Below are 26,199 nucleotides of genomic sequence, written 5' to 3' on the forward strand. Positions count from 1 at the left end.
CATGAGGATTCCGGAGCTATTCCGCCAGGGCGGACCCGTATTCTCCTTTGAGTTCTTCCTTCCCAAGGCCCCTGAGGACATGGAAGGCTTCCTGCAAAGCGTGCGCCGGCTCAAGGAACTGCGCCCATCCTTCGTCACCTTGACCTACGGGGCGGGGGGATCGGCCCGCGAGAAAACGGTCGAGACTGCGGGCCGCATCAAGGCCGAGATCGGAATAGAGACGGCCTGCCACCTTACCTGCATCACCCATACCCGGGCCGAGATCATCCAAATCCTGGACCGCCTGGAGGCATTGGGCATCGAGAACATCGTGGCCCTGCGCGGGGACCCCCCGAACGGCCAGGCCGTCCCGCCGCCGCAAGAGCGGGAGCTTGCCTACGCCGGGGATCTCGTGGCCGCGGTCAAGAGACGGGGGGGCTTTAGTCTCGCGGTGGCGGGATATCCGGAGACCCACCCGGAGGCCTCCTCTCCGGAGGACGACTTGAGAAGGCTCCGCGCCAAGGTGCGAGCCGGAGGCGACTGGGTCATCACCCAGCTATTCTTCGACAATCGGGACTACTTCGACTTCGTGCGCCGCGCGCGCGCGGCCGGCGTCCAAGCACCGATAGTGCCGGGGATCATGCCCGTGACGGGCTACGCCCAGCTTAAGCGCTTCACCAACCTGTGCAAGGCGAAGCTCCCGCCGGAGATGACCGCCCGCCTCGAGGATATCCAGAACGACCCAGAGGCCGTCATCGCCTACGGCATCGAGCACGCCAGCCGCCAATGCCTCGAGCTATTGGAGGGGGGTGCCCCCGGCATCCACTTCTACACCCTCAACCGCTCCCGCTCCACCGCCGAAATCCTATCCCGTCTGCGTCAAAATCTATAGTGCTAGGTCAGACAGGGAGGCTGGCCTGGCTGGCGGCGGCCCTGTCTTGGGCCCCCGCGGCCGGGGCCCAGCCCTCGGATGCCGTCAGCGACGTCCGCGTGGAGCGCCTCAACGTCTTCGATCCGAGAGTACCGGGCGAGAATTGGTGGCCGTTCCGGATAGCCAACAAAATCCATTTCATCTCCAAAGAATCCGTGCTCCGGCGCGAGCTTCTCCTTGGGCCGGGGGACCGCTGGGACAAGCTTAAAGCCCTGGAGTCCGAGCGCAATATGCGCTTCCTGGGATTCTTCCGGAAAGCCGAGGTCCGCCCCGAGCGCCGGCCAGACGGCAAGCTCGACTTGGCGGTCTACACCCAGGACGCATGGACCACCAACGTCTTCGTTTCCGCGGGGACCGAGGGAGGGGAGAACTTCTTTACCTACGGCGCCTCGGAGGACAACCTCCTGGGCTATGGAAAATCCATCGGCTTCTCACACTCCCAGGTAGGATCCAAGATCAGCAACGACCTGCGCTACAGCGATCCGCGCTTCCTGGGCTCGCGCGTGCGCCTCTCTCCTTTTTATACCCAATCCCAGCACGGCGACTCCGTGGGAATCGAGCTCGCAAGGCCCTTCTTTTCCGTGGACACCCCCTACGCGGGCTCCTTCTCTGCCTCCCGCACCAACGCCGAGAACCAGCTCTTCCAAAACGCCTCGGAAAGCACCAAATTCCTCCGGAGCTCGCGCCAGGCCTCAGCGAGCCTGGGCATGCGGTTGGGGCGAGACCCCCGGCTCGTCCAAAGGGGGGAGGTCGGCTGGGAATATCAGCGGGACCGGTTCTCGGAGCTGCCCCAGACCGCGCCCGGGACTTTGCCCGCCAACCGCGAATTCTCCGGGCCGGCCCTGCGCTATTCCTGGGTCCAGCCGCGCTACGTCAAGGAAACCTACATCAACAAGATGGAGCGGGTCGAGGATTTCAACATGGGAAACGAGCTCTCGAGCGTGTTTTGGTTCCAAGGCGAATACACCGGCTCGACCCGGGACCGTTGGCTGGTCAATGTCGCCGACCAGCAAGGGCTCTCCCTCTCCGAGGGTCGGTTCCTGCTGGGCCAGGCGGGCATGAGCGGCAGGGTCGCGCAAGGACGCTGGGAAAACAGCCTTCTCTACGGCAGCCTCAACTTGTTTTGGAAGACCCAGCACCGCCTGGCCCAGACCTGGGTGGCGCACCTCGAGGGCAACTTCGGGCACAACCTGGACTCCGACGCGCAAATGGTCCTGGGCGGAAACACCGGCCTGCGCGGCTACAAAAACAACAGCTTCACCGGAGCCAAATCGGCTCTCCTCAACCTCGAGAACCGATTCTTTCTCCCCGGGGAATACCTGCACCTCCTGCGCTTCGGGGGCGTGGTCTTCTTCGACTCGGGAGTGGTGCTGCCCCAAGCAGGCGGCTACTCCCTGGCGCGGTTCAAGTCCGACGTCGGAGTCGGCCTGCGCATGAGCTCGACGCGCTCCCAGAGCGGCGGAGTGATCCGAATTGATCTGGCCTACGCCTTGAACCGCGGCCCGGGCCCCTCGCGCTGGGTCGTCTCGGTGCGCGGCCAGCAGGCCTTCCAGATATTCAACAGCACCAGCCGCGGCATCAGCCAAGGCCCCGGCTCCAAGTTAGGCCCTGTCAAGTAATAATATGATCATATTATTACTTGACAGGGCCTTATGACCCGCGTCGACGTCGCGGTCGTGGGCGCGGGGGCCGTGGGCCTGGCCGTGGCCCGGCGCCTGGCCGGCCCCGGGCGGGAAGTGGTGGTCCTGGAACGCCATGAAAGGCAGGGCCTTGAGACCTCGAGCCGGAGCTCCGAGGTGATCCACGCCGGGCTCTATTACCCGCGCTCGAGCCTCAAGGCCAGGCTCTGCCTGAGCGGCCGCCTCCAACTCTACGAGCTATGCTCCCGCCACGATCTCTTCTGCCGCAAGACGGGCAAGCTCGTGGCGGCCTGCGATCCTTCGGAGGTTTCCGAGCTCAAGAGCCTCCTTCGCCGCGGACTTGAAAACGGGGTCGAGGGCTTGAGAATCCTGGAGCCGGGGGAGATCACGCGCCTGGCCCCGGGAGTCTCGGCCGCGGCGGCGCTATGGTCCCCCGAGTCCGGGATTTTCGACTCGGAGGAGCTGATGCGCTTCTACCTGGGCCAGGCCCGGGACCGCGGCGCCTTATTTCTGTGGAAGGCCGAGCTTCTGCGCGTCGAGCGCGAGAGCGGCGGCTACCGCCTCCAAGTCTCGGGAGAGGCAGAGCCGATCCTGGCGCGCACGGTGGTCAACGCCGCGGGGCTCGGGGCGGACAAGGTCGCGGCCCTGGCCGGGATAGACCCCGATGCGGCCGGGTACCGCCTGCGCTACCTCAAGGGGGAATATTTCAACCTGCGCCGCAAGCTTCCCCTAGAGACCTTGGTCTATCCCATTCCCGAAGCCCACGGCCTTGGAATTCATCTTACCTTGGATAGGCTCGGCCGGCAGCGCCTGGGCCCGAACGCTTTCCCAACGCCTGGCTTGGACTACTCGGTGGAGCCCTCCCACAAGGAGTCCTTTTGGCGGGCGGCCCGGCGCTACCTGCCGGAGCTGCGTCTAGAGGACCTGGTTCCGGGCACGGCCGGAATCCGGCCCAAGCTTTCCGATGACGGCAGCTTCCGCGACTTCGTGCTCGCCGAGGAATCCTCCCGCGGCCTTCCCGGCTGGGTGAATCTGATCGGGATCGACTCCCCCGGGCTTACCGCCAGCCCCGCGATCGCCGATGAAGTGGCCAATTTGCTAATGTATGACGCCGAATGAGATTCTTCCTTTTATTGACGGCTCTGGGCTTGTCCGGCTGCAGCCTCAAGAGCGCGGCGCTGCGCTCGACCGCGGCGCTATTGGAGGGGGGCGCGGGGGCTTTCTACGAGGAGCCCGATCCAGCCCTGGCCAAGGACGCGATGGCGGGCCAGCTCAAGCTGCTGGAAGTCCTCCTGCGCAACGAGCCAGACAACGCCCGCCTCAACCTCCTCGCGGCCGAGGGCTTCAACGGCTATGCCTTCCTTTTCCTGGAGGATTCGGCTCCCGAGCGCGCCAAGGCCCTCTACGAGCGCGGCCGGGACTACGGGCTCAAGGCCCTGGCCCGCAAGAGGGACTGGGCCCGGCTCAGGGACATGGATCTGGAGAGCCTCGAGAAAGCCCTGGGCTCGGCCTCCAAGGCCGACGTCCCCGCCCTGTTCTGGACGGCCTTCGGCTGGGCCAACGCCGTGAACCTGGCCAAGGATTCCCCGGAGGCCGTTTCCGAGCTTCCCAAGGCCGTGGCCCTCATGAAGCCGGTCCTGGAGCTCGGACCCGACTTCAATTTCGCGGGGGCCGACCTCTTCTTTGGGCTCTATTACGCCTCCCGCCCGCCGCTCCTGGGAGGCAACCTTGGCAAGGCCAAGGCCCATTTCCAGGAGGCCCGGCGCCGCACCCAGGGCCGCTACCTCATGGGCTACTGGCTCGAGGCACGCTATTACGCGGTCGCGGCCCAGGACCGCGAGCTTTTCGCCGATCTTTTGAAAAAGATCAAGGAAGCCGCGCCAGGCTCCTTGCCCGACGCGCGGCTCGCCGACCAGGTTGCCAAGGGCCGGGCCAAGGCTCTCTTGGAGAAGGCCGATGATTACTTTTAAGTCGAGGCTGCCGCGGGCGCTTTTTCTGGGATGCCTACTGCAGGCCTTGGCGGGCCCGGCCCGGGCCGCGGCCAAGCACGTCAAGTTCGCGACCTTGGCTCCAGAGGGCTCGACATGGATGAAGGTGATGTCCGAGCTCAACGCCGAGCTGCGGGAGAAGACCGGCGGCGCGCTCGCCCTGAAGATGTATCCCGGAGGCGTCTCCGGCGACGAGAAGGACGTGGTCAAGAAAATCCGCATCAACCAGCTTCACGCCGCGGGATTCACCGGCGTGGGCTTGGGCGAGATCTCCCCCGAGGTGCGCGTGCTCGACTCGCCTTGGCTTTTCCAAAACGTCCAGGAAGTGGACCATGTCCACAAGCTTTTCGACCCGGACTTCCAGGCGGCGGTCCGGAAGGGAGGCTACCGGCTCCTGGGCTGGGTGGACCTGGGCTCTGTCTACCTCTTCAGCAAGAAGCCGATCCGGGGACCGGAGGACATGAAGCAGGCCAAAATGTGGGTGTGGGAGGGCGACCCCATCGCCCAGGCCGCTTACGGCGCCATCGGGGTGAGCCCCATACCGCTTTCCGTGGTGGATGTCCTGTCCTCCCTGCAAACGGGGATGATCGATGCGGTTTATGGCCCGCCCATGGGGGTCTTGGCCCTTCAGTGGTTTACCCGGACGAAATACATCTATCCCGTGCCCATGGCCTACGCCACCGGGGCCGTCCTGATCTCCAACAAGTTCTTCGATGGCCAGCTCTCCGAGGCCGAGCAGAAGACTCTCCTCGAAATCAGCGCCAAGCACCTCAAGCGCTTAAACCAGCTCTCCCGCGAGGAAAACGACCAGGCTCTCAAATCCCTGCAGAAGCAGGGTCTCGTTCTTTCGGGAAAGCCATCCCCCGATACCCTCGAGCTCTACCAAGAGCTTGGCAAGAAAGCCCGCCAGGAACTGGCGGGCAGGCTCTACTCGGCGCAACTCCTTAAAAAAGTGGAGAAGTCCTTGGAAAAATTGCGCGCCGGTAAAAACGGGAAAAACGAGTCCACGAGCCGCTAGAATGCTGGCCCGCCTGATCCGCGTCGAAAAAGCCCTGCTGGTGTTTCTCCTTTCGGCCATCGTGGCGCTCTCCTTCCTCCAGGTGCTCATGAGACAGCTCTTTGCCAGCGGTTTGCTTTGGGCCGACACCTTGGTGCGCCACCTCGTGCTCTGGGTGGGCTTTCTGGGCGCGGCCCTAGCCACGGCCGAGGGCAAACACTTCGCCTGGGAAACCCCGAGCTCCGAGCGAAAGAACCGCTTCTCCATCCCGACCGAGCTCATCCAGCTCGTGACGGCCGCCGTGACTTTCCTCCTATTCAAGGCTTCATGGGATTTCCTGCGCGACGAGCGCGCCTCCGGGGCGACTCTTTTTCATTTGGGGAGCCTCGACGTTCCCGGCTGGCTCCTGCTTTCGGTGATTCCCCTGGGTTTCCTGCTGGTATTTTTGCACACCGTCCTGCGCGCCTTCGCCTTGCGGAAATCAAGATGACGATCCTTGTCGCCGCCGCGGCCCTGGCGCTGGCCTTCCTGGGCACTCCCATCTTCGCGCTCCTGGGGGGAATAGCCCTCCTTCTTTTTAGGAGCGCGGGGATCGAATCATCGGCCGTGATCATCGAGCTCGCGCGGCTGGCGGCCCTGCCGTCCTTGGTCGCAGTACCCCTCTTCACCTTCGCGGGCTACGTCCTGGCCGAGAGCCGGGCGCCGCAGAGGGTCGTGGCCTTGGCCGAGGCCTTGTTCGGCTGGATGCCGGGAGGCGTGGCCGTGGCGGGCCTGGCGGCCTGCGCCCTTTTCACGGCTTTCACCGGCGCCTCGGGCGTGACCATTATCGCCTTGGGCGGGCTGATCTATCCTCTCCTGCGCCGGCAGGGCTACCCAGAGAGCTTTTCCCTGGGGCTGGTGAGCACCACGGGAAGCCTGGGGCTCCTTTTTCCCCCGAGCCTTCCCATCATCCTCTACGCTTTGGTGGGGAAGATCTCGGTGGACAAGCTCTTCGCGGCCGCCGCCGTTCCGGGCCTCGTACTCCTTGCGGCACTCGGTATTTACGCCATGGCCGTGGCCGCGCGCCACAAGGTTCCTCGCCCGCCTTTCTCCGTGAAGGCCCTGCTCCAGGCCGCGCGCGCAGCCCTCTGGGAGATCCCGCTGCCTTTCCTCATAGTGGGGGGCATCTACAGCGGCAAATTCACGGCCTCGGAGGCAGCCGCCGTCATGGCATTTTACGTCCTGGTCGTAGAAACGCTGATGTACAAGGACCTGGACTTCAAGAACATCCCCGGGATCATGGTGAGAAGCCAAATATTGGTGGGAGCCATCCTTATCGTTCTCGGCACGGCCCTGGGGCTCACCAACTACCTCATAGACGCGGAGGTCCCCGGCCGGCTTTTCAAGTTCCTGAGCGCCCATATCCGCCACCCCTGGGGCTTTCTCGCTTTGCTCAATGTCTTCCTGCTCGTCGTCAACATGGTCGAGATTTTCTCGGCCATCATCATCGTGGTGCCCATCATAGTTCCCGTGGCCCTGAAGTACCACATCGATCCGGTGCACCTGGGGGCGCTGTTCCTGCTCAACCTCGAAATCGGCTACATGACCCCGCCCTTGGGCCTCAATTTATTCCTCGCCAGCCGGCGCTTCGAGCGCCCCTTGCCGGTCCTTTACCGCGCCGTGCTCCCGTTTTGGGCCCTGCTCCTCGGCGTCCTGGCCCTGGTCACCTACGTGCCCAATCTCAGCCTATGGCTTCCTCGAACCCTGAAAATCCAATGAACATGAAAAAAGACGACCCCGAAATCACCGTTTCCCAAAAGGAGGCCTTGATCCAGCGCATCAAGTCCTCCAGGGCCTATCTCAAGGCCTACGAGGACAACGAATTCCTGCGCAAGAAGGACCTGCGCCCCGTGCGCCTGCAATTGGAGCTCTTGAAGCCCGAACTGATCCTGCGCGAGCACAAGATCCGGTCCACCATAGTGGTGTTCGGCTCGGCCCGGCTGATCTCGAGGCAGGAAGCCCAAGAGCAGGTGGACGCGGCCAAGCGGAAGCTTCCGGCCGATCCCAAGAACCGGGAGCTTCGGCGGCGCCTCGACCTGGCCTACCAGCGCTTGAAGCAATCGCGCTACTACGAGGAGGCCCGGCGCTTCGCGGCCCTCATCTCACGGGCCCAGCGGGCCGACAAGAGCCTGGAGTTTGTGATCGTCACCGGCGGAGGGCCTGGAATCATGGAGGCGGCCAACCGGGGAGCCTTCGAGACGGGGTTCAAGAGCATCGGCCTCAACATCACCTTGCCCCACGAACAGGATCCCAACCCCTACATCACCCCGGACCTGAGCTTCCAGTTCCATTACTTCTCCCTGCGCAAGATGCATTTCATGATGCGGGCCAAGGCCCTGGTGGCCTTCCCGGGAGGCTATGGAACCCTGGACGAGCTTTTCGAGACTTTGACCTTGGTCCAGACCGGCAAGAAAAGGCCGCTGCCGATCGTTCTGTTCGGCCGGGAGTTCTGGAACCGCCTCATAGACTTCAAGTTCTTGGCCGAGCAGGGAATGATTTCCTGGGAGGACACGAAGCTCTTCGCGGTGGTGGAGAAGGCCGAGGAGGGCTGGGACTACATCCGCCGGTTTTGGAACGACAAGAAGGAGGCCGCTTGAGGCTGGCTTTCCTCCTGCTGGGGCTCCTGCGCCCCGCCTGGGGAGCCGACGAGTTCCTCAAGAACCTGCGCCGGGCCGAACGCCTGAGCGGGCTTGAGGAGAAGATCGAGTATTGCACCCGCGCCATACGGGCCTGGACCCCTTCCGACGGAAATTCTCTGCTGGCCCACTGCCATTTCCGCCGGGGCCAGGCCCGCTACGAAAACGCGAAATTTCCCGAGGCGGAAAGCGACCTCGCCAAAAGCCTCTCCCTCGACCCCGGAAACGCCCAAGCCCACCTGCTGCTGGGTAAAATCGAGATGAGGCTTGGGCGCTGGGAGAGCGCCTCGCGCGCGTTCAAGGAATACACCGTGCTCAACCCCAAGGACGGCGCGGGCTGGCTGCGGCTGGCGGACTCCTACCGAGGCGCCGGAAAACACCGGGCCGCGGCCAAGGCCTACGCCAAGGCCGCGCAGGCGACGCCGGAAGACTTCCGGACGGACCTCGGACTGGCCCGCGCGGCGCTTGCCCGCAAGGACTGGCCCGCGGCGCAAGGTGCTATCGAGCTCGCTAGGTCCAAATCCCGGGGCCGAGCGCCCGAGGTGTTTTCGGCTAAGGCGGACCTCGAGGCCGCGCGGGGAAACGAAAGGCAGGCTCTCTCGGATCAGCGCCGGGCCATCGAACTCGGCCTGCGCGAGTTGGAGGACTTGACCCGCGGCCGCGCAAGCCCCGTGGACATCCTCGAATCCCGAGAGAAACTCTCCCAAGCCTACCGCCAAGCTTGCCGATGGGGGGACAGGCAATCTTGCGCCCAGGGCCAGGAGAGCCATGCCGAATAAGGCCCTCCTGGCCCTACTTCTGCTGCCCGAGGCGGCCCTGGGCTTGGGCCCCCAGGCGGCCGAACGAATCGAGACGGGCCTCAAGAACCTGTACGACCTGAACTACGAGCAGTCGCGAGCCTCGTTCCGGGAAATAATCGCCCTCGAGCCGGACAATCCCTTCGGGTATTTGGCCGAGTCTGGAGCCCTGTGGTGGCAATCCTTCCAGGAGTACGGGCTCTTCAAGGACACCCCCACCTTGGAGGGCCTCTTCGAGGCCGACGTGGAGGCCGCCTTGGCCAAGGCGGAGCCCTTGACCGACTCGGAGGACAAGTCCGTCAAGGCCGACGCCCATTTCGTTATGGGAATGGCCTTGGGGACCCGCGGGCAATGGCATATGATGAGGGGGCAATGGCTCAAGGCCTATTTCGACGGCAAGAAGGCCCTCAAGCACCTCAAGAAATGCCTCAAGAGCGACCCGGAATACTACGACGCCTATCTGGGCCTCGGCGTCTACGACTACCAAGTGGACCATTTCAGGGGCCTGCTCAAGCTCGGCTTCCTGTTCGGCGTGCGCGGCGACGAGGACAGGGGTCTTGAAAGAATGCGGCTCGCCATGGACAGGGGCCGCTACGGCTCGCGGCAGGCCGCGCAGTTTCTCTGCAGCATCTACATCACCGACCGCGGCGATTACGCTCAGGCCCTTCAAATTACCCGCAAGCTGCTGGAGAGCTTTCCAGACAGCCTCTATTTCCAGTTCTTGGAGGCGATGCTTCTCTATAAAACCGGGGATTTGGAGGGCTCTCTACAGGCCGGCGGCGCTATCCTCAAGAAAGCCCAGGCCGATCCGAGGCAATTCAACCGAAAGCTCCTGAGCCTAGCCTGCGGGATGACAGGAGACCGCTGCCTCTCTCCTGAAGTGCTGCGCGACTCCGTCAACTGGTTCGACCAGGCCCTTGCCATCAAGAGAGGCGACGCTTGGCTCGCCCTCAACCACCTCTACCGCGGCTACGCCCACGCGGGCCTAGGGCAAGACCAGGAAGCGCGGCGGGATTTCCTTTGGGTCCTGACCCACCCGGATTTCTCGGACGCCCATTCCCGGGCCAAGGAGTGCTTGAAGAAGAATTGCGACGCCGCGGAGGTGCTGTCTTATCTCAGGGCGCTTTCAAGGAGTTGAGGCAAATGGAGCACCGATCCGCGCGTAGGACCCGGCTGATTCAGGAGCTCGAAGCGCGCCTTCGGCGCGCGGCTTGGCTGGAGGCCGAGCTGGCGCAGAAGGAGCGTGAACTGGCCAAGACCCGGACCCTGGCCGAGCTATTCCAGGGCTTCACCTCAAAATTCGGGAAATAGACGCCGCCGAACCTTCCCTTATAATTAGCACTCCCAAGATTTGATTGACAGTTTTCAGCCCGCTGTGATATAATTAGCACTGAGGAAGAGCGACTGCCAATAAAGCTCGACCTCATAATCTCAGTCAGACACACTAATATCCGGAGGTAAGACCATATGGCCGAAGCGACGTTGACCAAAGTCAAATTGCAGCCTCTTGGCGACCGCGTGCTGGTAAAGCCCGTTGAGCAGAAGGAAACCAAGCGCGGGGGCATCATCATCCCCGACACCGCCAAGGAGAAGCCACAAGAGGGGGAGATCGTGGCCGCCGGCAAGGGCAAGATCACCGAGGACGGGAAGGTCCTTCCCATGGACGTAAAGCCCGGGGACCGCATCCTTTACGGCAAATATTCGGGATCCGAGGTCAAGCTCGACGACGTCGAGTACTTGATCATGCATCAAGACGATATTCTCGGCGTGCTGAAGTAACCTGATTCTAAAAGGAGAGGTGCGATTAAATGGCAAAACAGATTATTTTCGCAGAGGAGGCCCGCAAGGAGCTTAAGGAAGGCGTGGACAAGCTCGCCAATGCCGTGAAGATCACCTTGGGCCCCAAGGGCCGGTCCGTGGTGCTGGAGAAGAAGTTCGGCTCTCCGCAAATCGTCGATGACGGAGTCATCATCGCCAAGGACATAGAGCTCCCGGAGCCTTTCGAGAACATGGGCGCCCAACTCGTCAAGGAGGTCGCCTCCAAGACCAGCGACGTCGCCGGAGACGGAACCACGACGGCCATCGTGCTCACCCAGTCCCTGCTTCAGGAAGGGGTCAAGAACATCACCGCCGGCGCCAACGCCAAGGCCATCCAAAGGGGCATGAACAAGGCGGTCGAACTCGTGGTCAAGGAGCTCAAGAAGAGCACCAAGCCAGTCAAGACCCGGGAAGAGAAGGCCCAAGTCGCCACCATCTCGGCCAATGACCGTGTCATCGGAGACCTCATCGCCCAGGCCATGGAGCGCGTGGGGCACGAGGGCGTGATCACGGTCGAGGAGGGCAAATCCGCCGAGACCACCTTGGAGGTGGTCGAAGGCATGCAGTTCGACCGCGGCTACATCTCCCCGTACTTCGTCAGCGACTCAGAGCGCATGGAGGCGGTGCTCGACGATCCCTACATCATCATCACCGACAAGAAGATCTCGGCCATGTCCGACCTCCTGCCGGTCCTCGAGAAGATCGTCCAGACGGGCAAGGCCTTCCTCCTCATCGCCGAGGACGTGGAAGGAGAGGCCCTGGCGACCCTCGTGGTCAACAAACTGCGCGGGACCCTCAAGGCCTGCGCCGTGAAGGCCCCGGGCTTTGGAGACCGCCGCAAGGAGATGCTCCAGGACATCGCCGTCCTCACCGGAGGAGATGTCATCAGCGAGGAGCTCGGCCACAAGATCGACAAGGTGTCCCTGGACATGCTGGGCCGCGCCAAGAGAGTGGTCGTGGACAAGGACAACGCCACCATCGTCAACGGAGCCGGCGACAAGAGCGACATCAAGAAGCGCGCCGATTCCATCCGCAAGCAGATAGAGGAAACCACCTCCGATTACGACAAGGAGAAGCTCCAGGAGAGGCTGGCCAAGCTCTCCGGCGGAGTCGCCGTCATCAACGTGGGAGCCGCCACCGAGACCGAGATGAAGGCCAAGAAGGCCAAGGTGGAGGACGCCTCCCATGCCACCCGCGCCGGAGTCGAGGAAGGGATGATCGCGGGCGGCGGAGTAGCCCTCCTGCGTGCCTCCGAGACCCTCGAGAAGTTCAAGGGCGAGGACGAGGATGAGACCACCGGCGCCCAGATCGTGCGCCGGGCTCTCCAAGCTCCGATTCGCCAAATCGCGGAGAACTCGGGCTTCGAGGGCTCCGTGGTGGTCCAGAAAATCCTGTCCTCCAACAACGGTGTGGGGCTCAACGCCGCCACCGGGGAATACATCGACCTATTCAAGGCCGGAGTCGTCGACCCCTTGAAGGTCACCCGCACCGCGCTCGAGAACGCAGTCTCCATCGTCGGGACCATTCTCACCACCGAGGTGCTGGTCTCCGACATCCCGGAGAAGAAGGACGCTCCCGCGGCCGCGCACAGCCACGGCGGAGACATGTATTAATTAAAAAGACGCGAAAGACTAGGAATCCCCCGCCCCGGTTCCCGGGGCGGGGGATTGTTTTACGGGATGAATTTTGATAAAATACCTTTGTTGGACTTTAGCATGGTCCTTGACAATTTAAGACGAATTCGAGATCGCGTGGATCAAGCCGCTCGGCGCTCGGGGCGGGATCCCGACTCGGTCAAGGTGGTGGCCGTCACCAAGTACGCGAAGCTTGAAGGAATGAAGGCTTTGCTCGAATCCGGCCTCATCCAGGAAATCGGCGAGAACCGGGTCCAGGAAGCCGCCGCGAAAAAGGCGGCCCTCGGCCCCCTGGCGCAGAAAGCTAAGTGGCGCCTCATAGGCCACCTTCAGACCAACAAGGCGAAGAAGGCTTTAGGCATTTTTGACGTTATCGACTCTTTAGACAGCGTGGAACTGGCGGATATCTTGGAAAAACTTCTAATCGAGCAAAGCAGGCGCCTTCCTATTCTGGTTCAAGTCAAGCTCACGAGCCGGCAGCAGCAGTCGGGCCTGGCCTTGGAGGCCCTGGGCGAGGTCCTTGCGCAGCTTCAGGCCCGCCCCCATCTGGACATCCGCGGGCTCATGGCCATCGCCCCGGCCGAGGATCCCGTTGAGAAAACAAGGCCCCATTTCAGGCGCCTGCGCCAGGCCTTTGAGCAGTTCTTCGGGGGCCGCGCCGAGGCGCAGCTCTCCATGGGAATGAGCCGTGATTTCGAGATCGCCATTGAAGAAGGAGCCACTCACGTGCGCATCGGCTCATTGTTATTTGCATGACGCAAAGGAGGCATGAATGATCGTCAAAGTCCGCGTCATCCCGAATGCCCCTGACAATGAGGTCGTCAGCCGCATCGGCAGCGTGCTGAGAGTCAAAGTGGCGGCCCCGGCCGTGGACGAAAAGGCCAACTCGGCCTTGAAAAACTATTTGGCGGAGTTCTTCGAGGTGTCTGCGCGCAAGGTGAACATCCTGCGGGGAGCCAATGGCCGGGAAAAAACCGTCGAGATCGTTGGACGCACCGAGGAACAGCTCAAGCGGGTCATGGAGTCGATTCCTTAAAAAAGCATCGCTGCGCGCCAACTGATCTGGGGGAACACCCGCGGCGACTTTCCTGACAGCCGCGGGTGTTCCGCTTTAAAAGATATGACGAAAGCCAAGGACTTCCCCCTCAAGGATCCGGTCGCTCCCGTGCGCTGGCGGGGGGAACGCCTGGAAGTCCTGGATCAGCGCCTCCTTCCCGCCAAAATCCTCTATTTGAACTGCCGAAACCCGGAAAGCGTGGCCAAGGCCACTCGGGACATGGCATTGCGGGGAGCTCCTCTTATCGGAGTGGCGGCCGCCTACGGGATGGCCTTGGCCGCGCGGCAAAGCTCTCTTGCATCGGTTGAGAAAGCGGCCGAGATCCTGCGCCGGGCCCGCCCCACGGCGGTCAATCTCGCCCACGCGGTCGAGCGCATGCTCGCCGTGGCCCGCCGCTCGCCGGGCCGGGGGATGGGCCAGGCCGTGGCGCGCGAGGCCGAGCGTTTCCATGCCGAGGACTTGGCGGCCAACCAAGCTATGGCGCGGCTCGGGGCCTCTTTGCTTGCCAAGAACTCGCGGGTCATCACCTACTGCAACGCCGGAGCCCTGGCGACCTCGGGGCTCGGGACCTCCCTGGGAGTCATTCGCTACGCCCACTATTTGGGGAAAATCGAGCATGTCTACCCCTGCGAAACCCGGCCCTATCTGCAGGGCAGCCGTTTGACCCTCTGGGAGCTCATGCGGGCCAAGGTGCCAGCAACTTTGATCACGGACAACATGGCGGCCCACCTCATGAAAATCAGCAGGATCGACGCGGTCATCGTGGGCAGCGACCGCATCGCGGCCAACGCAGACGTCTGCAACAAGATAGGCACCTACGGGCTCGCGATCCTGGCGCGCCACCATGGGATCCCCTTTTACGCGGTGGCCCCTTCCACCACCATCGATTTCGCCTGCCCCGATGGGAGCCGCATTCCGATAGAGGAACGCGGCCCGGATGAAGTCCTGAAGATTTTCGGCCGGCCCATCGCCCCGTCCGGCGCAAAAGCCCGCCACTTCGCCTTCGACGTAACTCCCCACGGGCTCGTGAGCGCCATAGTCACGGAAAGGGGAATCGCCTCTCCGGCCAACGCCAAGAAACTCAAGGAGCTTTATGCTGGATAGCCCGTCATCGCTCAATAGCCGTTCCCGCCAAAAAATGGCGAAGATACTGGCCACTTTGGGCCCGGCCTCGGCCACGCCCGAGGCCGTGGCGGCACTCCTCCAAGCCGGAGCCAATGCCTTCCGCCTCAACTGCTCCCACGCATCCATGGCGGAACTGTCGAGCCACGTCAGCCTCATACGCAGGACCTCCGCGCGGCTCAAGATCGCCTGCGCGGCCGTGATGGACCTGCAGGGGCCGCGCTTGCGCGTAGGCCGCCTCAGGAACGCCGAACCGGTGGCGCTCCAGAAAGGAGCGCGCCTGCGCATCACGACCCACGACGTGCCCGGCACCGAGAATGAGATTTCGACGAATTTCACGAAGCTACCGAAGACCGTATCGAAGGGCTCAAAAATACTCCTCGATGACGGCTCCATCGTCCTTCGAGTCCTCAAGACCGCCTCCTCGAGCGTGGAGTGCGAGGTCATGGTGGGGGGGCTTCTCAAGGAGCATAAGGGCATCAATCTTCCCGGGGCCGATATAGATTTGCCGGCCTTGACCTCCAAGGACATCCGGGACCTGCAGATGGGGCTGAAGTTGGGCCTCGACCACGTGGCCCTATCCTTCGTCAGGAGCCCCGACGACATCCACCGGGCCAGGCAAATGGTGCGACAAGCGGGCTCCAACATGAAGGTCATCGCCAAGATCGAGCATCCCCTCGCACTGGAGCGCATAGACCCGATCTTGGACGCCTGCGACGGCATCATGGTCGCGCGCGGGGACTTGGCCGTCGAGCTCTCCCCGGGAGACGTCCCCGTAGCGCAGAAGCTCCTGGTGCGCAAGGCCAACGAGGCGGGAAAGCTATGCATCGTGGCGACTCAAATGCTCGAGTCCATGATCTCACAGCCCTACCCCACCCGAGCCGAGGCCTCCGACGTGGCCAACGCGATCTTCGACGGCGCCGACGTGGTGATGCTCTCCGGGGAAACCGCGGTGGGCCTGCATCCGGTCGGGGCAGTCACCATGATGACGGAAATCATCGCCAAGGCGGAGAAGTCCCCGTTCAAGTATCCGCACCTGCCGCAGGGCCTCATAGACACCCAGGAAACGGGATTTGCCAACGCACTGGCCCGGGCCGCGCGAGACGCCTGCAACGCGACCGGAGCCAAGGCCGTCGCCGTCTACACCATGACGGGATGGTCCGCGCACATCATGTCGAAGTACCGTCCGAGCGCCCCCATCTACGCCCTGACTCCGCTGGCCACGACCTTCAACCAGCTCTCGCTCTACTGGGGAGTCACTCCCATCCTCTGCCCGCTCGGACAATCCACCGACACCATGCTCGCCATCGGGGAACGCCTCATGGTCAAGGCGGGCCTCCTGCAGAAGGGCGAGACCGTCCTCATCACGGCCGGCGGCACCGCCAAGCACAAGGCCTCCAATATGCTCAAGATCCACGTGATCGGCTCTCTCACGTATCGGTAGCGCCGCAAAGGGGATATCCACAAAACTTCGCGGCGAAGTCCTGTGGATAACATAGGCCCAAAGGCCTAGAATCCGCTGGGCTCAAGGACCCTCGCGAGCCTTGGGCATATCCTCTATCATTTATTGTCGCCCTCATAGGAGAATTATGAAATTTAAAATGACGCTGGTACCCATCCTCATGCCGCTGCTGACCGCCAATCTCTCCGCGCAGCTCGCCCCCCAGGGGCTGACAGGTCCCGCGATGCGCCAGTTGATGGATCAGGTGGGACGCGAGAACTACTTCTCGGCTCCGGCGGCCTCCGGGAAAGTCGCGGCTCAACAGAACGACGCCGAAGCGACTCCTCAAAAAACGGTATTCCTCAAGGTCAGCGGCGTGGACGCCACCAAGAAACACGTCTCAGCGGAGCAGGCCCTGGCGGACCTGGGAATCACTTTGTCCAACGTGGCTGAGAACACCCGGGTCGTCATCGTGGACGCCCGCACCGAGTATGAGGGCAAGGCCGTGCTCCCGCCTTCCTATGACAACCCCAACATCATGACTCAGAAAGGGGCCAACGGCCCCATCAGCTTCACCATGAATTTCAAGCGGCCGATCTGCGAGCTGAGTCTGACCCGCCCGGCCTTGATCGCGGGAGAGCACGGCATCTCGCACCCTTACTGGGCGGCCATAGCTTTCTCGGGAGGCGCGGTCGCAGCCGAGATCGAAGAAGAGATGATCAAATATTTCAATCGGGACAATCCCCTTCCGGCCAAGACCTTCACTCTCACGGCCAAGGATCCCAAGAAGGGCTTTGACTCCGTGCGCGTCAATTCCGATGGGGACATCTATTTCAGGAACGCCGAGGGCAAAATCACCTCCCAACATTTCGCGGCCTTCGGCGGCGTGCTCATTTCCAATCTGACGATCACTTACTGCCAATAAGCGCCTCCGCGCGGGTGAGGGACCCGCGCCCGCGCTTTTTGCTACCATGGGGACATGGACAGCATAAAGTACTGCGTCGTTTTATCCACGGTTCCCGACGCCAAGGCCGCCGAGGAGATCGCCTCGGGCTTGGTCCAGGAGAAGCTCGCGGCCTGCGTGAGCGAGGTGCCGCAGGTCAGCTCCCATTACATGTGGGAGGGAAAGCTCCGCAAGGAGGTTGAAATACTCCTGGTAATCAAGACCAAGACCGGGCTCATGGGGGAGCTTCTTCAATACATCAGGAAGAAGCACCCCGCCAAGGTCCCCGAGATCATAGCGCTCCCGATCACGGGCGGCTCCAAGCCCTACCTGGAGTGGCTGGGCGCTGGCACCCGCATGGCGCGTCAATCCGAGGAAGGCTTCCGGGCCCTATGACCGGAGGGCCAGCGGCCCTCCAGGCCAGCCCCGCCAGGGCCTTTTCGGCCCGCATCATCTCGACCAAGCAGGAAACCCCGGGAGTCAAAACCTTCCGACTAGAAGTCCCGAGGGACTTCCAGTTTATTCCGGGCATGTGGGTGATGCTGAGACTGCCGGGCCGGCCCAAGCCCTCCCGCGCCTACTCGCTGGCCTCCTCGCCTTTCGAGAGGGGCGCCGTTGAGATCAGCTTCAACCAGGTCGGGGAGTTCACGCGCAAGCTTTCCGGACTCAAAGCCGGGGACCGCGTGGAGCTCCAGGGCCCCTATGGAAAATGGCGCTACAGCGACGAGGCCCGGCACGGAGTGCTCATCTCCGGAGGCACGGGCATCACCCCGTTTCGCTCCATATGCCGCTACGCCCTGGAAAGAGGCCTTCCCAACAAACTCTCCCTTTTTTACTCCTCGAAAACCCCCGCGGACATACTATACCGCGAAGAATTGGAGGAGTTCCGCAGGAAAGGCGTTCAAGTCTACCTCACGATCACCCGGCCCGAGGACATGGGGCCGGGAGACAATTGGACGGGACCTACCGGACGCCTCGACGTCGCCGTGCTCTCAAAGCAGATCGCGGACTTGGCCGAGGCGGACTATTTTCTCTGCGGCCCGGTCTCCTTGGTAGAGGGCTTCACCAAGGCCCTCCTTGAGAAAGGGATCCCGCGCGACCGTATCCATTACGAGAAGTGGGGGGACTACTGAAGCTGATCCTGGCCTCCGCTTCTCCTCAGCGCCGCAAGCTCTTGAAGAAGCTCGGACTTGTCTTCAAGGTCGTGCCGAGCTGTGTCTCGGAGCGCTCCGCCGAAAAAAATCCGAGAAAACTGGTCCAACTCCTGGCCCTGCGCAAGGCCAAAAGCGTGGCCCGGGACCACCCCGACGATTGGGTTCTGGGGGCAGACACCATAGTGGTATGCCGCGGACAAATTCTGCTCAAGCCCAAGAATCTCTCGGACGCCCGGCGCATCCTGGGCCTCCTGAATGGCCGTTGGCACAAGGTCTACACGGGATTCGCCCTGGTCCGAAAGACAGAGAAAAGGTCCATCGCGCGCTCCGTGGCAAGCTCGGTGCGCGCACGCAGGCTCGGCGAGCCCGAGCTTCTGCGCCTGGCCGGCAAGCATATGGACAAGGCCGGGGCCTACGCGGTCCAAGATCATGAAGATCCCTTCATCGCCGAGATCCGGGGGGATTTCGACAACGTGGTCGGCCTTCCGGTGGCGGCCGTGGGGCGAGCCATTGAGGACGCGCTCGACCTCGCGGCCTAGATCGGACACCGCCGCGAAATCTATCGCTAAAGCAGCTCCGGCTGGGCCGCCGGCAGCCTGAAGTAGAAGCAGGCCCCCTTGGAGGGGGCGTCCTCGATCCCGATCGTCCCCTCGTGGCGCAAAACCGCCTTCTCGCAGAAAGCCAGCCCCAACCCGACGTTGCCCACGTGGCGCTTGACCTCCTTTTGGAAGAACTTGCGGAAAATCGAGGCCCGCGCCTCGTGAGGGATTCCCGGCCCCGAGTCGCTGACGCTCACGCGCACAGCACCGGGCTCGAGCTCGACTGCGAGCGCGATGGAGAGCCCGCTCGGGGTGTGCTCCACCGCGTTGTTGAGAAGGTTGTCCAATACCCGGCGCAGGAGGGCCGGATCGCCCATCACGGGTGGCACGGGCTCCTTGGGAAGCCTTAGATGGAGCTTTTGTCCGTGGTCGGCCGCGATGAGCTGGAAATCCTTGGCGCAGGCCCTGGCCATCTCCGATAAATCCACCGGAACCCTCTCGCGAAGTCCGGCCACCTCTTCGAGCCTGGCGAGCTGGAGCACGTCCTCCACCATGCGGCGCAGGCGGCTGGTGGACATCTTGAGGAGTTCAAAGGTACGCTGCTGGCTGGCGCTGGCGCGGCCCCCGGCCTTGCGCGCTGGGGCCTCCGCCTGCCCCGAAGCCGCCTTCAAGAAGGCTTCCGCCCCCTGCTGCTCCTCGAGCAAGGTGATCCCGGAATGGATCACGGTAAGAGGGGTTTTTAAGTCGTGCACGAGCATCGCGGCCAGCTCCGCCTTCTCGCTCTCGAGCTCCTGGCGGCGCAAGGTCTCGCTCTTGAGTGAGTCCCCGAGGCGATTAAAAGCCGCCAGGAGCCTCGAAACCTCGTCGGTTCCCGAAGCTCCCCTGATGGGGCGAAAACCCGCCGGGTCCTTGGGCAAAGCCTCGATGCGCGGCACCAGCCGCTCGATGCGAAGCCCGAACCAGGTCCCTATGAGCCACGCTGACAAGGTGATCGCTAAAAAAGCCATCACGGCCAAGCGCACGGCGATCCCCGCCAAGTCGTTGAGCCGATCCTCCAAGTCTCTGGTGTGAAAGCCCACGTAAAGCGTCCCCATGCCGCGGGGACCCAAGCGGACGGCCTTGGCCACGTCATAAATGCCGTCCGTGACCTGATCCACGGCCACCCCGGGATGGGGCTCGCGGGAAAGCCAGCGCCTGTCGTCGAAGCGGCCCACCAGGCGCCTCCCCTTTCGATCCGTTATCACGATGGCGGCGATGCCGGCCTGGCGGATCATCTCCTGGAGATTGCGCCCGATCTGGCCGAAGCGCCCCGTGCCGGCCTGCTCCTCCACCAGGGTCTTCACGGCCGTCGAGGTGACCTCCGCCATGTTGACGACCCGGGCGTAGGACTCCCGGCGGATGAGCCGGATGTGGTTGTAAAGAAAGCCCCCGGCAATGGCGAACCCGAAAAGGGAGAAAACCAAGGCCAGGCGATGGCTGAGGCTCATGACTGGTTCCCAAGTTTACTTCATTTTAGCTATACTGTGCGCGGCAGACGGCCCATATGGGCGATATTTCAACCCTGGCGCGGCGTTATTGGTTTCTGGCCAGAAGCCTCCCGATCCGCTTCCGGTTCATGACCGGCAAGGCCAGCTTCGTGGAGGCCGAGATAGGCCTGACCACCCACAATGTCCTGGATCAAGCCGAGGCGAGCCGCCCGAGCTCCCAGAGGCTCTTGTCCCATTATCAGCTCTCCACGCGCAAGCCACGCACGGGCAGCCAGGGCTGGCGGCTCTTCGAGGAAAGGGTCGGGCTCGACCATTTGCACCAGACCGTGGAGCTGGAATGCGCCTATTGCGGGCATCTCTTCATCATCCAAATCCTTTCCTCGATAGACCCCTTGGCCGTCGAGATTCCGGGCCAGCCGAGCCCCGGCAAGCCCGCCTCCTACAGCTCGGACTGGTTCACCTTCATGCACCGGGATTACCAGGGCAGTCCCTCTCTTTCATGCACACACTGCGAGCAGAAGCAGGAGCCTAAGGTTCGGTATCTGGCGGCCTCGTGAAGCTGGCGGGCAAGACCGTGCTCGTCACCGGAGCCGCCAAGCGCGTGGGACGGGCCCTGGTCCTGGCCGCGGCGCAAAAAGGCGCGCGCCTGGCCGTGCACTACCGAGGCTCCAAGGCCGCGGCCCGGGAGCTCGTTTGGCGCCTGCGCGCCATGGGCCGCGAGGCGGAGGCATTCCAGGCCGAACTCTCGGACGCCGCGGCCTGCCGGCGCCTCATCGAGAAAGCGGCCAGGAGATTCGGCGGGCTCCATGTCCTTATCAACAACGCCTCGCTCTATGAAAAAAACGCCTTCGGCCGAACCAGCCTCAAGGACTGGGACTCGCACCTCGACGTGAACCTGCGAGCACCCTTCTTTCTTTCCCAGGCCGCGGCCGCGGTCATGCTCGGCCAGAAGGAGGGGAAAATCATCAACATCGCCGATTGGGCCGGCGTCAGGCCCTACGCGGACTACATTCCCTACTGCGTCTCCAAGGCCGGGCTCCTATGCTTGAACACAGCGCTCGCCAAGGCCCTAGCACCCCATGTCCAGGTCAACGCCATCCTGCCCGGCCCGGTCCTTCTTCCCGAAAACAGCGGCGAGGCTTTCCGCAAGGCCGTGGTCGAGGCCACGCCCTTGAGGCGCCTGGGGTCCCCCGAGGACGTGGCCCGAGCCGCGCTGTTTTTGATCGAGGAGGATTTCATCACCGGCGCCTCTCTGCCGGTGGATGGGGGGAGGCTCATCGCCTAATGTACACGGTCACGCGCGTCATCCACTTCTGCTACGGACACCGCCTCCTTGGCTACGATGGCAAATGCCGCCACCCCCACGGCCACAACGGGCGCATCGAGGTCACGATCCAAAGGGAAAAGCTCGACGGCCTCGGCATGGTCATGGACTTCGAGGAGATCAAGGAGAATATCCAGAAGTGGGTGGACACCGAGCTCGACCACAAGATGCTCCTCCACGAGAAGGATCCCTTGGCCGGGATTTTGAGGAAGCTCGGCGAACCCGTGGTCACCATGCCAGAAAACCCCACCGCCGAGAACATCGCGCGCCTTGTCTACGATCACGCGACCGGGAAGAAGCTGCCCGTCCTATCGGTGCGCCTGTGGGAGACCGTCAATTCCTACGCCGAGTACGGCAAATCTCCACAACAACCTCGCGAGTCTTAGGCATGACGGCCGGTTTCTTGCGGGCCCGAACCCAAACCCCCTGCGCGAGCCTCTCTCGGCTTAAGACCAGGCGCGCCACGTCCTCGGCCACAGTCTCCAGAAGCCTTCTCTCGCGGCTCTCGGCCTCGGCCCGAACCGCCTTCTCCAAGCCCCAGTAATCCACGGTTTTGGTGAAGTCGTCTCCGGCCGCGCTTTGCGAAATATCGAGCTCCAAGCCGACATCAATCAGTATCTTCTGCCGGCGCTTGCGTTCCTGGTCCGGCACCCCTAAATGAACCCGGCATTCGATGCCGTTGAGCCAAATCCGATCCTTTCCCATGTCTATTTTCAAATTGTTATAATGACTTCTAAATTATGGCTAATTCAAGAACAGTTGTCATTATAGGGTCAGGGGCCGCGGCTTACACGGCGGGGATATATTCGGCCCGGGCCAACTTGAGCCCCCTGATCTTCGGCGGCGTGGCTTTAGGCGGCCAGCTCATGATCACCTCGGACGTGGAGAATTTCCCTGGATTTCCCGAGCCCATCCTGGGCCCCGAGCTCATGGAGCGCATGAAGAAGCAGTGCGAAAGGTTGGACGTCGAAATCATCCAAGAATACGTTTCTGGCGCGGATCTTTCCAAACGGCCTTTCTTGCTTGAAACCACGGAGGGCAAGCAAGCCTCGGCCGAGGCCTTGATCATAGCCACCGGCGCCAACGCCAAGCTCATGGGCATCGAGTCCGAGGCCCGGCTCATGGGCCACGGGGTCTCGGCCTGCGCCACCTGCGACGGCTTCTTCTTCAAGGGCAAGGAGGTCTTCGTGGTGGGCGGGGGCGACACCGCCATGGAGGAGGCCACCTTCCTCACCAAGTTCGCGAGCAAGGTCACCGTGGTCCACCGCCGGGACAAGCTGCGCGCCTCCAAGATCATGCAGGAGCGGGCCTTGAAGAACCCCAAGATCGGCTTTGTCTGGGACTCGGTCGTGACCGAGGTTCTCGGCAACGGCTCGGTGGACGGCGTCAGGCTCAAGAATTTGAAGAGCGGCAAGGAAAGCGAGGCTTCCTGCCAGGGCCTGTTCGTGGCCATCGGCCACTCTCCCACCACGGATTTTCTCAAGGGCCAGCTCAAGCTGGACGCCGCCGGCTATATCGTCACGGATGGCCGCGCCCGGACCTCGGTCGAGGGGGTGTTCGCGGCGGGCGACGTCATGGACTCTCGCTACCGCCAGGCCGTCACGGCCGCGGGCTCTGGCTGCATGGCGGCCCTCGAGGCGGAAAGGTTCCTCGCCGAGCATGAGTGAGGCGCTCGCGGCCAAAAGCGGCCTTCCTTCCTGGCTCAAGGTCAAGCTCCCGGGCGGGGAGAATTTCAACCGGATCAAGGGCGTCTCCGCCCGCCGCAACCTCCACACCGTCTGCGAGGAGGCCCGCTGCCCCAACATCGGGGAATGCTGGGCAGCGGGAACCGCCACCTTCATGGTCCTGGGGAACTCGTGCACCAGGGGCTGCCGCTTCTGCTCCGTCAGCGCGGCCGCGGCCCCCGCAGCGCCCGACCCCGACGAGCCCCGGAACCTGGCCGCGACCTTGGCCGATATGCGGCTTGAGTACGTCGTGCTGACCACCGTCTGCCGGGACGACCTCCCCGATCAAGGCTCCGCGCACCTGGCGGCCTGCGTGCGCGCCGCCAAGAAGCGCTGTCCGGGAATGCTCGTGGAAATTCTCCTCCAGGACTTCCGCGGCGAGGCCGAGCCCTTGAAGACCGTCCTCAACGCGGGGCCGGACGTGGTCGCCCACAATCTGGAGACAGTCGAGCGCCTGACGCCGCAAGTGCGCGACGCCAAGGCCGGCTACCGCCAGTCCCTCGGGGTATTGGAGAACTCCCGCAAGCTGCGGCCGAATTCCCCGACGAAATCCTCCCTGATGCTGGGCCTCGGAGAGACCCAAGAAGAACTTGTGTCCGCTTTTAAGGACCTGCGCTCCGCGGGAGTCGACATCTTGACCCTCGGGCAGTACTTGAGGCCCACCGCCTCGCCGCGGCACCTGCCGGTGGCCGGGTTCATACCTCCGGAACGCTTCGAGGAGTACGGGGCCCTGGCCCGGGAGATGGGCTTTCTCTACGTGGCCTCCGGCCCCTTCGTGCGCTCCTCCTATCGGGCCGGGGAGCTTTTTCTCAAGGGTCTTTTGGAAAAAAGCCATGCCTCTTGAGACGATAGACCGCGGCCGCATCGAGCGCCTCGAGATTTTGAGCCCGGCCGGGATCGCCGACGCCTCCTTGGCGGCGGTGATCCCGGCCGAGAGGATTCTTGAGATGTACCGCAAGATGGTCGAGATCCGCCTCTTCGACGAGCGCGCGGTCAAGCTCCAGCGCCAAGGGCGGCTGGGCACCTACCCGCAGATTTTGGGGCAGGAAGCCACCCAAATCGTGCCGCCCCTCTGCCTGAGATCCAAGGACTGGCTCCTGCCCACCTACCGCGGCCAGGGCAGCTATTACGCGCGCGGCATGGAGCTTCGCTACTCCCTCCTGTACTGGGCGGGAGACGACCGGGGAACGAGGTTCCCGGAAGAGAACAACGACATGATGTTCGCCATCCCGGTGGGCGCCCACCTCACCTGGGCCGCGGGCCTGGCCTGGGCCGAAAAGCTCAAGAAGCAAGATGGCGTGGCCTTGGCCTACCTCGGCGACGGCACGACTTCCAAGGGCGACTTCCATGAGGCCCTGACCTTCGCCGGGCAGTTCAAGCTGCCCGTCATTTATCTCATCGAGAACAACCATTGGGCGATCTCGGTGCCGCGCGAAAAGCAGGCCGCCAGCCCCACCTTGGCCCAGAAGGCTTGGGGCTACGGCGCGCGCGGGCTCGTGGTAGACGGAAACGACTGCCTCGCCGTCTACAAGGCCGTGAGCGATGCCGTGGCCGCGGCGAGAGCGGGTCTCGGGCCCACGGTCCTCGAGTGCGAGACCTACCGCATGGGCCACCACACCACGGCCGATGACGCCTCGCGTTACCGCTCGGCCTCGGAGCTCGAGGCTTGGAAGAGAAAAGACCCCGTGGCCAGGCTCAGGCGCTACCTGGCCTTGCAGGGGCTTTGGAACGACGCCGATGAAGCCAAGCTCTTGGAAGAAGCCCAGGCCATGATCCAACGGGAGATAGAGGCCTACGAATCCTTCCCCGCGCCCAATCCCTTGAACATGTTCTCCGACAATTACGAGAGCGCCCCGTGGCCGCTCATCGAGCAGCGCCGGGAGCTTGCGGAGCTCCTCGAGCTCAAGAAGGCCCACGAGCCCGTCTTTGAGCTGCCGCCCGCGGAGGGGCGCTTCCCGTGACGGAGATGAACCTCGTCCAGGCCCTGAACCTGGGCTTAAGCCAAGCCATGGAGGCCGACCCCTCGGTCATGATCCTGGGGGAAGACGTGGGCTTGAACGGCGGGGTTTTCCGCGCCACCGAGGGGCTTTTCCAGAAATTCGGCCCGGAGCGTGTGGTGGACACGCCCCTGGCCGAGATCGGGATTCTGGGCGCCTCCATGGGCCTGGCCATGAACGGGATGCGCCCGGTCTGCGAGATCCAATTCGACGGTTTCCTGCCCTCGGTGCTCGACCAGGTGGTCTGCCATTTGGGGCGCATGCGCAACAGGACCCGCGGCCGCTATAGCCTGCCCTTGGTCCTGAGGGCACCCCACGGCGGCCTCATCCACGCCCCCGAGCACCACTCGGAAGCGCCGGAGGCTTATTTCTGCCACACCCCTGGGATCAAGGTAATCTGTCCTTCCACGCCCCAGGACGCCAAGGGCCTGATCCAAGCCGCCATCAACGACCCTGACCCCGTGGTCTTCTTCGAGCCCAAGGCCCTCTATAGGGCCGCTCGGGGGCCGGTGCCCCATGAGCCCTACGAGGTTCCTATCGGCAAAGCCCGGGTCGCCAGAGAGGGCGGAGACCTCACTTTCATTTCTTGGGGCGCGATGGTCGAGACCTGCCTCGCGGCCGCCGAGCGCCTCGGCCAGGAGGGAATCTCAGCCGAGGTCCTCGACCTGCGCACCTTGGCGCCCTTGGACCTGGAGGCGATCTTGGCCAGCGCCGAGAAGACCGGCCGCGTCGTGATCGCCCACGAGGCCCCCAACGCGGGCTCCTGGGCGGCCGAGATCAGCGCTCTCATCCATGAGCGCGCCCTCTTGAAGCTCCAGGCCCCGGTCCGGCGCGTGGGCTCCTGGGACATACGCATGCCGCTTTTCCGGCTCGAAAAATACTACATTCCCGACGCCGACCGCGTCGTGGAAGCCGCGAAGAAAACCTTGTCTTTCTGAACTTTGGAGGAATC

At 63.3% G+C, this 26,199-nt stretch carries 30 protein-coding genes; 28 read left to right on the forward strand and 2 right to left on the reverse strand.

All coding sequences use genetic code 11. The features are described 5' to 3' along the window. The first annotated feature begins 1 nt into the window (after window position 1). From metF to maf, 21 genes are all read left to right on the forward strand, one after another. Entirely contained in the window at window positions 2-871 is an 870-nt protein-coding gene (gene metF, locus HY921_12260; protein ID MBI5631642.1) for a methylenetetrahydrofolate reductase [NAD(P)H], read from the forward strand. Beyond that, entirely contained in the window at window positions 871-2,529 is a 1,659-nt protein-coding gene (locus tag HY921_12265; GenBank protein ID MBI5631643.1) for a BamA/TamA family outer membrane protein, read from the forward strand. Before metF ends, HY921_12265 begins: the two co-directional genes overlap by 1 nt. A gap of 33 nt (window positions 2,530-2,562) precedes the next feature. Beyond that, window positions 2,563-3,669, forward strand: coding sequence for an NAD(P)/FAD-dependent oxidoreductase (locus HY921_12270; GenBank protein MBI5631644.1), 1,107 nt, complete (start codon window positions 2,563-2,565; stop codon window positions 3,667-3,669). Then, the gene (locus HY921_12275; GenBank protein ID MBI5631645.1) at window positions 3,666-4,520 is read left to right on the forward strand and encodes a hypothetical protein; all 855 of its coding nucleotides are present in this window, start codon (window positions 3,666-3,668) and stop codon (window positions 4,518-4,520) included. Before HY921_12270 ends, HY921_12275 begins: the two co-directional genes overlap by 4 nt. Beyond that, the gene (dctP, locus tag HY921_12280; protein MBI5631646.1) at window positions 4,507-5,556 is read left to right on the forward strand and encodes a TRAP transporter substrate-binding protein DctP; all 1,050 of its coding nucleotides are present in this window, start codon (window positions 4,507-4,509) and stop codon (window positions 5,554-5,556) included. Before HY921_12275 ends, dctP begins: the two co-directional genes overlap by 14 nt. A gap of 1 nt (window position 5,557) precedes the next feature. After that, window positions 5,558-6,025 (forward strand): TRAP transporter small permease subunit, encoded by a 468-nt coding sequence (locus tag HY921_12285; protein ID MBI5631647.1) that lies wholly within the window; start codon window positions 5,558-5,560, stop codon window positions 6,023-6,025. Then, window positions 6,022-7,293 carry a TRAP transporter large permease subunit gene (locus HY921_12290; protein ID MBI5631648.1) on the forward strand — a complete coding sequence of 424 codons (1,272 nt, stop codon included), beginning with the start codon at window positions 6,022-6,024 and terminating at the stop codon, window positions 7,291-7,293. The genes HY921_12285 and HY921_12290 overlap by 4 nt, the downstream gene beginning before the upstream one ends. Further along, on the forward strand, window positions 7,290-8,171 hold the full coding sequence (locus HY921_12295; GenBank protein ID MBI5631649.1) for a TIGR00730 family Rossman fold protein: 882 nt from the start codon (window positions 7,290-7,292) through the stop codon (window positions 8,169-8,171). Before HY921_12290 ends, HY921_12295 begins: the two co-directional genes overlap by 4 nt. Beyond that, entirely contained in the window at window positions 8,168-8,989 is an 822-nt protein-coding gene (locus HY921_12300; GenBank protein ID MBI5631650.1) for a tetratricopeptide repeat protein, read from the forward strand. Before HY921_12295 ends, HY921_12300 begins: the two co-directional genes overlap by 4 nt. Then, window positions 8,979-10,145 carry a hypothetical protein gene (locus HY921_12305; protein ID MBI5631651.1) on the forward strand — a complete coding sequence of 389 codons (1,167 nt, stop codon included), beginning with the start codon at window positions 8,979-8,981 and terminating at the stop codon, window positions 10,143-10,145. Before HY921_12300 ends, HY921_12305 begins: the two co-directional genes overlap by 11 nt. Before the next feature lie 5 nt (window positions 10,146-10,150). Next, the gene (locus HY921_12310) at window positions 10,151-10,318 is read left to right on the forward strand and encodes a hypothetical protein (GenBank protein MBI5631652.1); all 168 of its coding nucleotides are present in this window, start codon (window positions 10,151-10,153) and stop codon (window positions 10,316-10,318) included. A gap of 156 nt (window positions 10,319-10,474) precedes the next feature. Continuing rightward, entirely contained in the window at window positions 10,475-10,786 is a 312-nt protein-coding gene (groES, locus tag HY921_12315; GenBank protein MBI5631653.1) for a co-chaperone GroES, read from the forward strand. A gap of 29 nt (window positions 10,787-10,815) precedes the next feature. Continuing rightward, window positions 10,816-12,438: a chaperonin GroEL gene (gene groL / locus HY921_12320; GenBank protein MBI5631654.1), complete on the forward strand. Its 1,623-nt coding sequence runs from the start codon at window positions 10,816-10,818 to the stop codon at window positions 12,436-12,438. Window positions 12,439-12,540: 102 nt separating this feature from the next. Beyond that, on the forward strand, window positions 12,541-13,215 hold the full coding sequence (locus tag HY921_12325; protein ID MBI5631655.1) for a YggS family pyridoxal phosphate-dependent enzyme: 675 nt from the start codon (window positions 12,541-12,543) through the stop codon (window positions 13,213-13,215). Window positions 13,216-13,231: 16 nt separating this feature from the next. Then, window positions 13,232-13,495, forward strand: coding sequence for a DUF167 domain-containing protein (locus tag HY921_12330; protein ID MBI5631656.1), 264 nt, complete (start codon window positions 13,232-13,234; stop codon window positions 13,493-13,495). An 84-nt stretch (window positions 13,496-13,579) separates the two neighbouring features. Beyond that, window positions 13,580-14,620 (forward strand): S-methyl-5-thioribose-1-phosphate isomerase, encoded by a 1,041-nt coding sequence (gene mtnA / locus HY921_12335; protein MBI5631657.1) that lies wholly within the window; start codon window positions 13,580-13,582, stop codon window positions 14,618-14,620. Window positions 14,621-14,654: 34 nt separating this feature from the next. After that, window positions 14,655-16,082, forward strand: a complete 1,428-nt coding sequence (pyk, locus tag HY921_12340; GenBank protein ID MBI5631658.1) for a pyruvate kinase — start codon at window positions 14,655-14,657, stop codon at window positions 16,080-16,082. 157 nt (window positions 16,083-16,239) lie between these two features. Further along, the gene (locus HY921_12345; protein MBI5631659.1) at window positions 16,240-17,004 is read left to right on the forward strand and encodes a hypothetical protein; all 765 of its coding nucleotides are present in this window, start codon (window positions 16,240-16,242) and stop codon (window positions 17,002-17,004) included. A 54-nt stretch (window positions 17,005-17,058) separates the two neighbouring features. Continuing rightward, window positions 17,059-17,418 (forward strand): divalent-cation tolerance protein CutA, encoded by a 360-nt coding sequence (locus HY921_12350; GenBank protein MBI5631660.1) that lies wholly within the window; start codon window positions 17,059-17,061, stop codon window positions 17,416-17,418. Beyond that, window positions 17,415-18,155, forward strand: a complete 741-nt coding sequence (locus tag HY921_12355; protein MBI5631661.1) for a hypothetical protein — start codon at window positions 17,415-17,417, stop codon at window positions 18,153-18,155. The genes HY921_12350 and HY921_12355 overlap by 4 nt, the downstream gene beginning before the upstream one ends. Next, entirely contained in the window at window positions 18,140-18,715 is a 576-nt protein-coding gene (gene maf / locus HY921_12360) for a septum formation protein Maf (GenBank protein MBI5631662.1), read from the forward strand. Before HY921_12355 ends, maf begins: the two co-directional genes overlap by 16 nt. A 26-nt stretch (window positions 18,716-18,741) precedes the next feature. Here the strand turns inward: maf and HY921_12365 are convergent, their stop codons facing one another. Next, window positions 18,742-20,202 (reverse strand): HAMP domain-containing histidine kinase, encoded by a 1,461-nt coding sequence (locus HY921_12365; GenBank protein MBI5631663.1) that lies wholly within the window; start codon window positions 20,200-20,202, stop codon window positions 18,742-18,744. Window positions 20,203-20,258: 56 nt separating this feature from the next. Here HY921_12365 and HY921_12370 point away from each other — a divergent pair, with 56 nt between their 5' ends. The 3 genes from HY921_12370 to HY921_12380 are packed head-to-tail and all read left to right on the forward strand — an operon-like array spanning window position 20,259 to window position 21,912. Beyond that, window positions 20,259-20,759 carry a hypothetical protein gene (locus HY921_12370; GenBank protein ID MBI5631664.1) on the forward strand — a complete coding sequence of 167 codons (501 nt, stop codon included), beginning with the start codon at window positions 20,259-20,261 and terminating at the stop codon, window positions 20,757-20,759. Further along, on the forward strand, window positions 20,756-21,487 hold the full coding sequence (locus HY921_12375) for an SDR family oxidoreductase (protein MBI5631665.1): 732 nt from the start codon (window positions 20,756-20,758) through the stop codon (window positions 21,485-21,487). The genes HY921_12370 and HY921_12375 overlap by 4 nt, the downstream gene beginning before the upstream one ends. Continuing rightward, the gene (locus HY921_12380; protein ID MBI5631666.1) at window positions 21,487-21,912 is read left to right on the forward strand and encodes a 6-carboxytetrahydropterin synthase; all 426 of its coding nucleotides are present in this window, start codon (window positions 21,487-21,489) and stop codon (window positions 21,910-21,912) included. Before HY921_12375 ends, HY921_12380 begins: the two co-directional genes overlap by 1 nt. Here the strand turns inward: HY921_12380 and folB are convergent. Continuing rightward, a complete protein-coding gene (gene folB, locus HY921_12385; GenBank protein MBI5631667.1) occupies window positions 21,860-22,243 on the reverse strand; it encodes a dihydroneopterin aldolase in 384 nt (127 codons plus the stop codon). The genes HY921_12380 and folB overlap by 53 nt on opposite strands. 23 nt (window positions 22,244-22,266) lie before the next feature. Between folB and trxB the strand changes: the two genes are divergently transcribed. From trxB to HY921_12405, 4 genes are read left to right on the forward strand one after another with little or no spacing between them, the layout of a single operon-like run. Beyond that, a complete protein-coding gene (gene trxB, locus HY921_12390; GenBank protein ID MBI5631668.1) occupies window positions 22,267-23,193 on the forward strand; it encodes a thioredoxin-disulfide reductase in 927 nt (308 codons plus the stop codon). Then, window positions 23,186-24,094 carry a lipoyl synthase gene (lipA, locus tag HY921_12395; GenBank protein MBI5631669.1) on the forward strand — a complete coding sequence of 303 codons (909 nt, stop codon included), beginning with the start codon at window positions 23,186-23,188 and terminating at the stop codon, window positions 24,092-24,094. Before trxB ends, lipA begins: the two co-directional genes overlap by 8 nt. Continuing rightward, window positions 24,084-25,211, forward strand: a complete 1,128-nt coding sequence (pdhA, locus tag HY921_12400; GenBank protein ID MBI5631670.1) for a pyruvate dehydrogenase (acetyl-transferring) E1 component subunit alpha — start codon at window positions 24,084-24,086, stop codon at window positions 25,209-25,211. Before lipA ends, pdhA begins: the two co-directional genes overlap by 11 nt. Beyond that, window positions 25,208-26,185 carry an alpha-ketoacid dehydrogenase subunit beta gene (locus HY921_12405; GenBank protein MBI5631671.1) on the forward strand — a complete coding sequence of 326 codons (978 nt, stop codon included), beginning with the start codon at window positions 25,208-25,210 and terminating at the stop codon, window positions 26,183-26,185. Before pdhA ends, HY921_12405 begins: the two co-directional genes overlap by 4 nt. The last annotated feature ends 14 nt before the right edge of the window (window positions 26,186-26,199 follow it).

It is taken from the genome of Elusimicrobiota bacterium (genome assembly GCA_016218575.1).
Lineage (GTDB): Bacteria > Elusimicrobiota > Elusimicrobia > UBA1565 > UBA9628 > JACRDN01.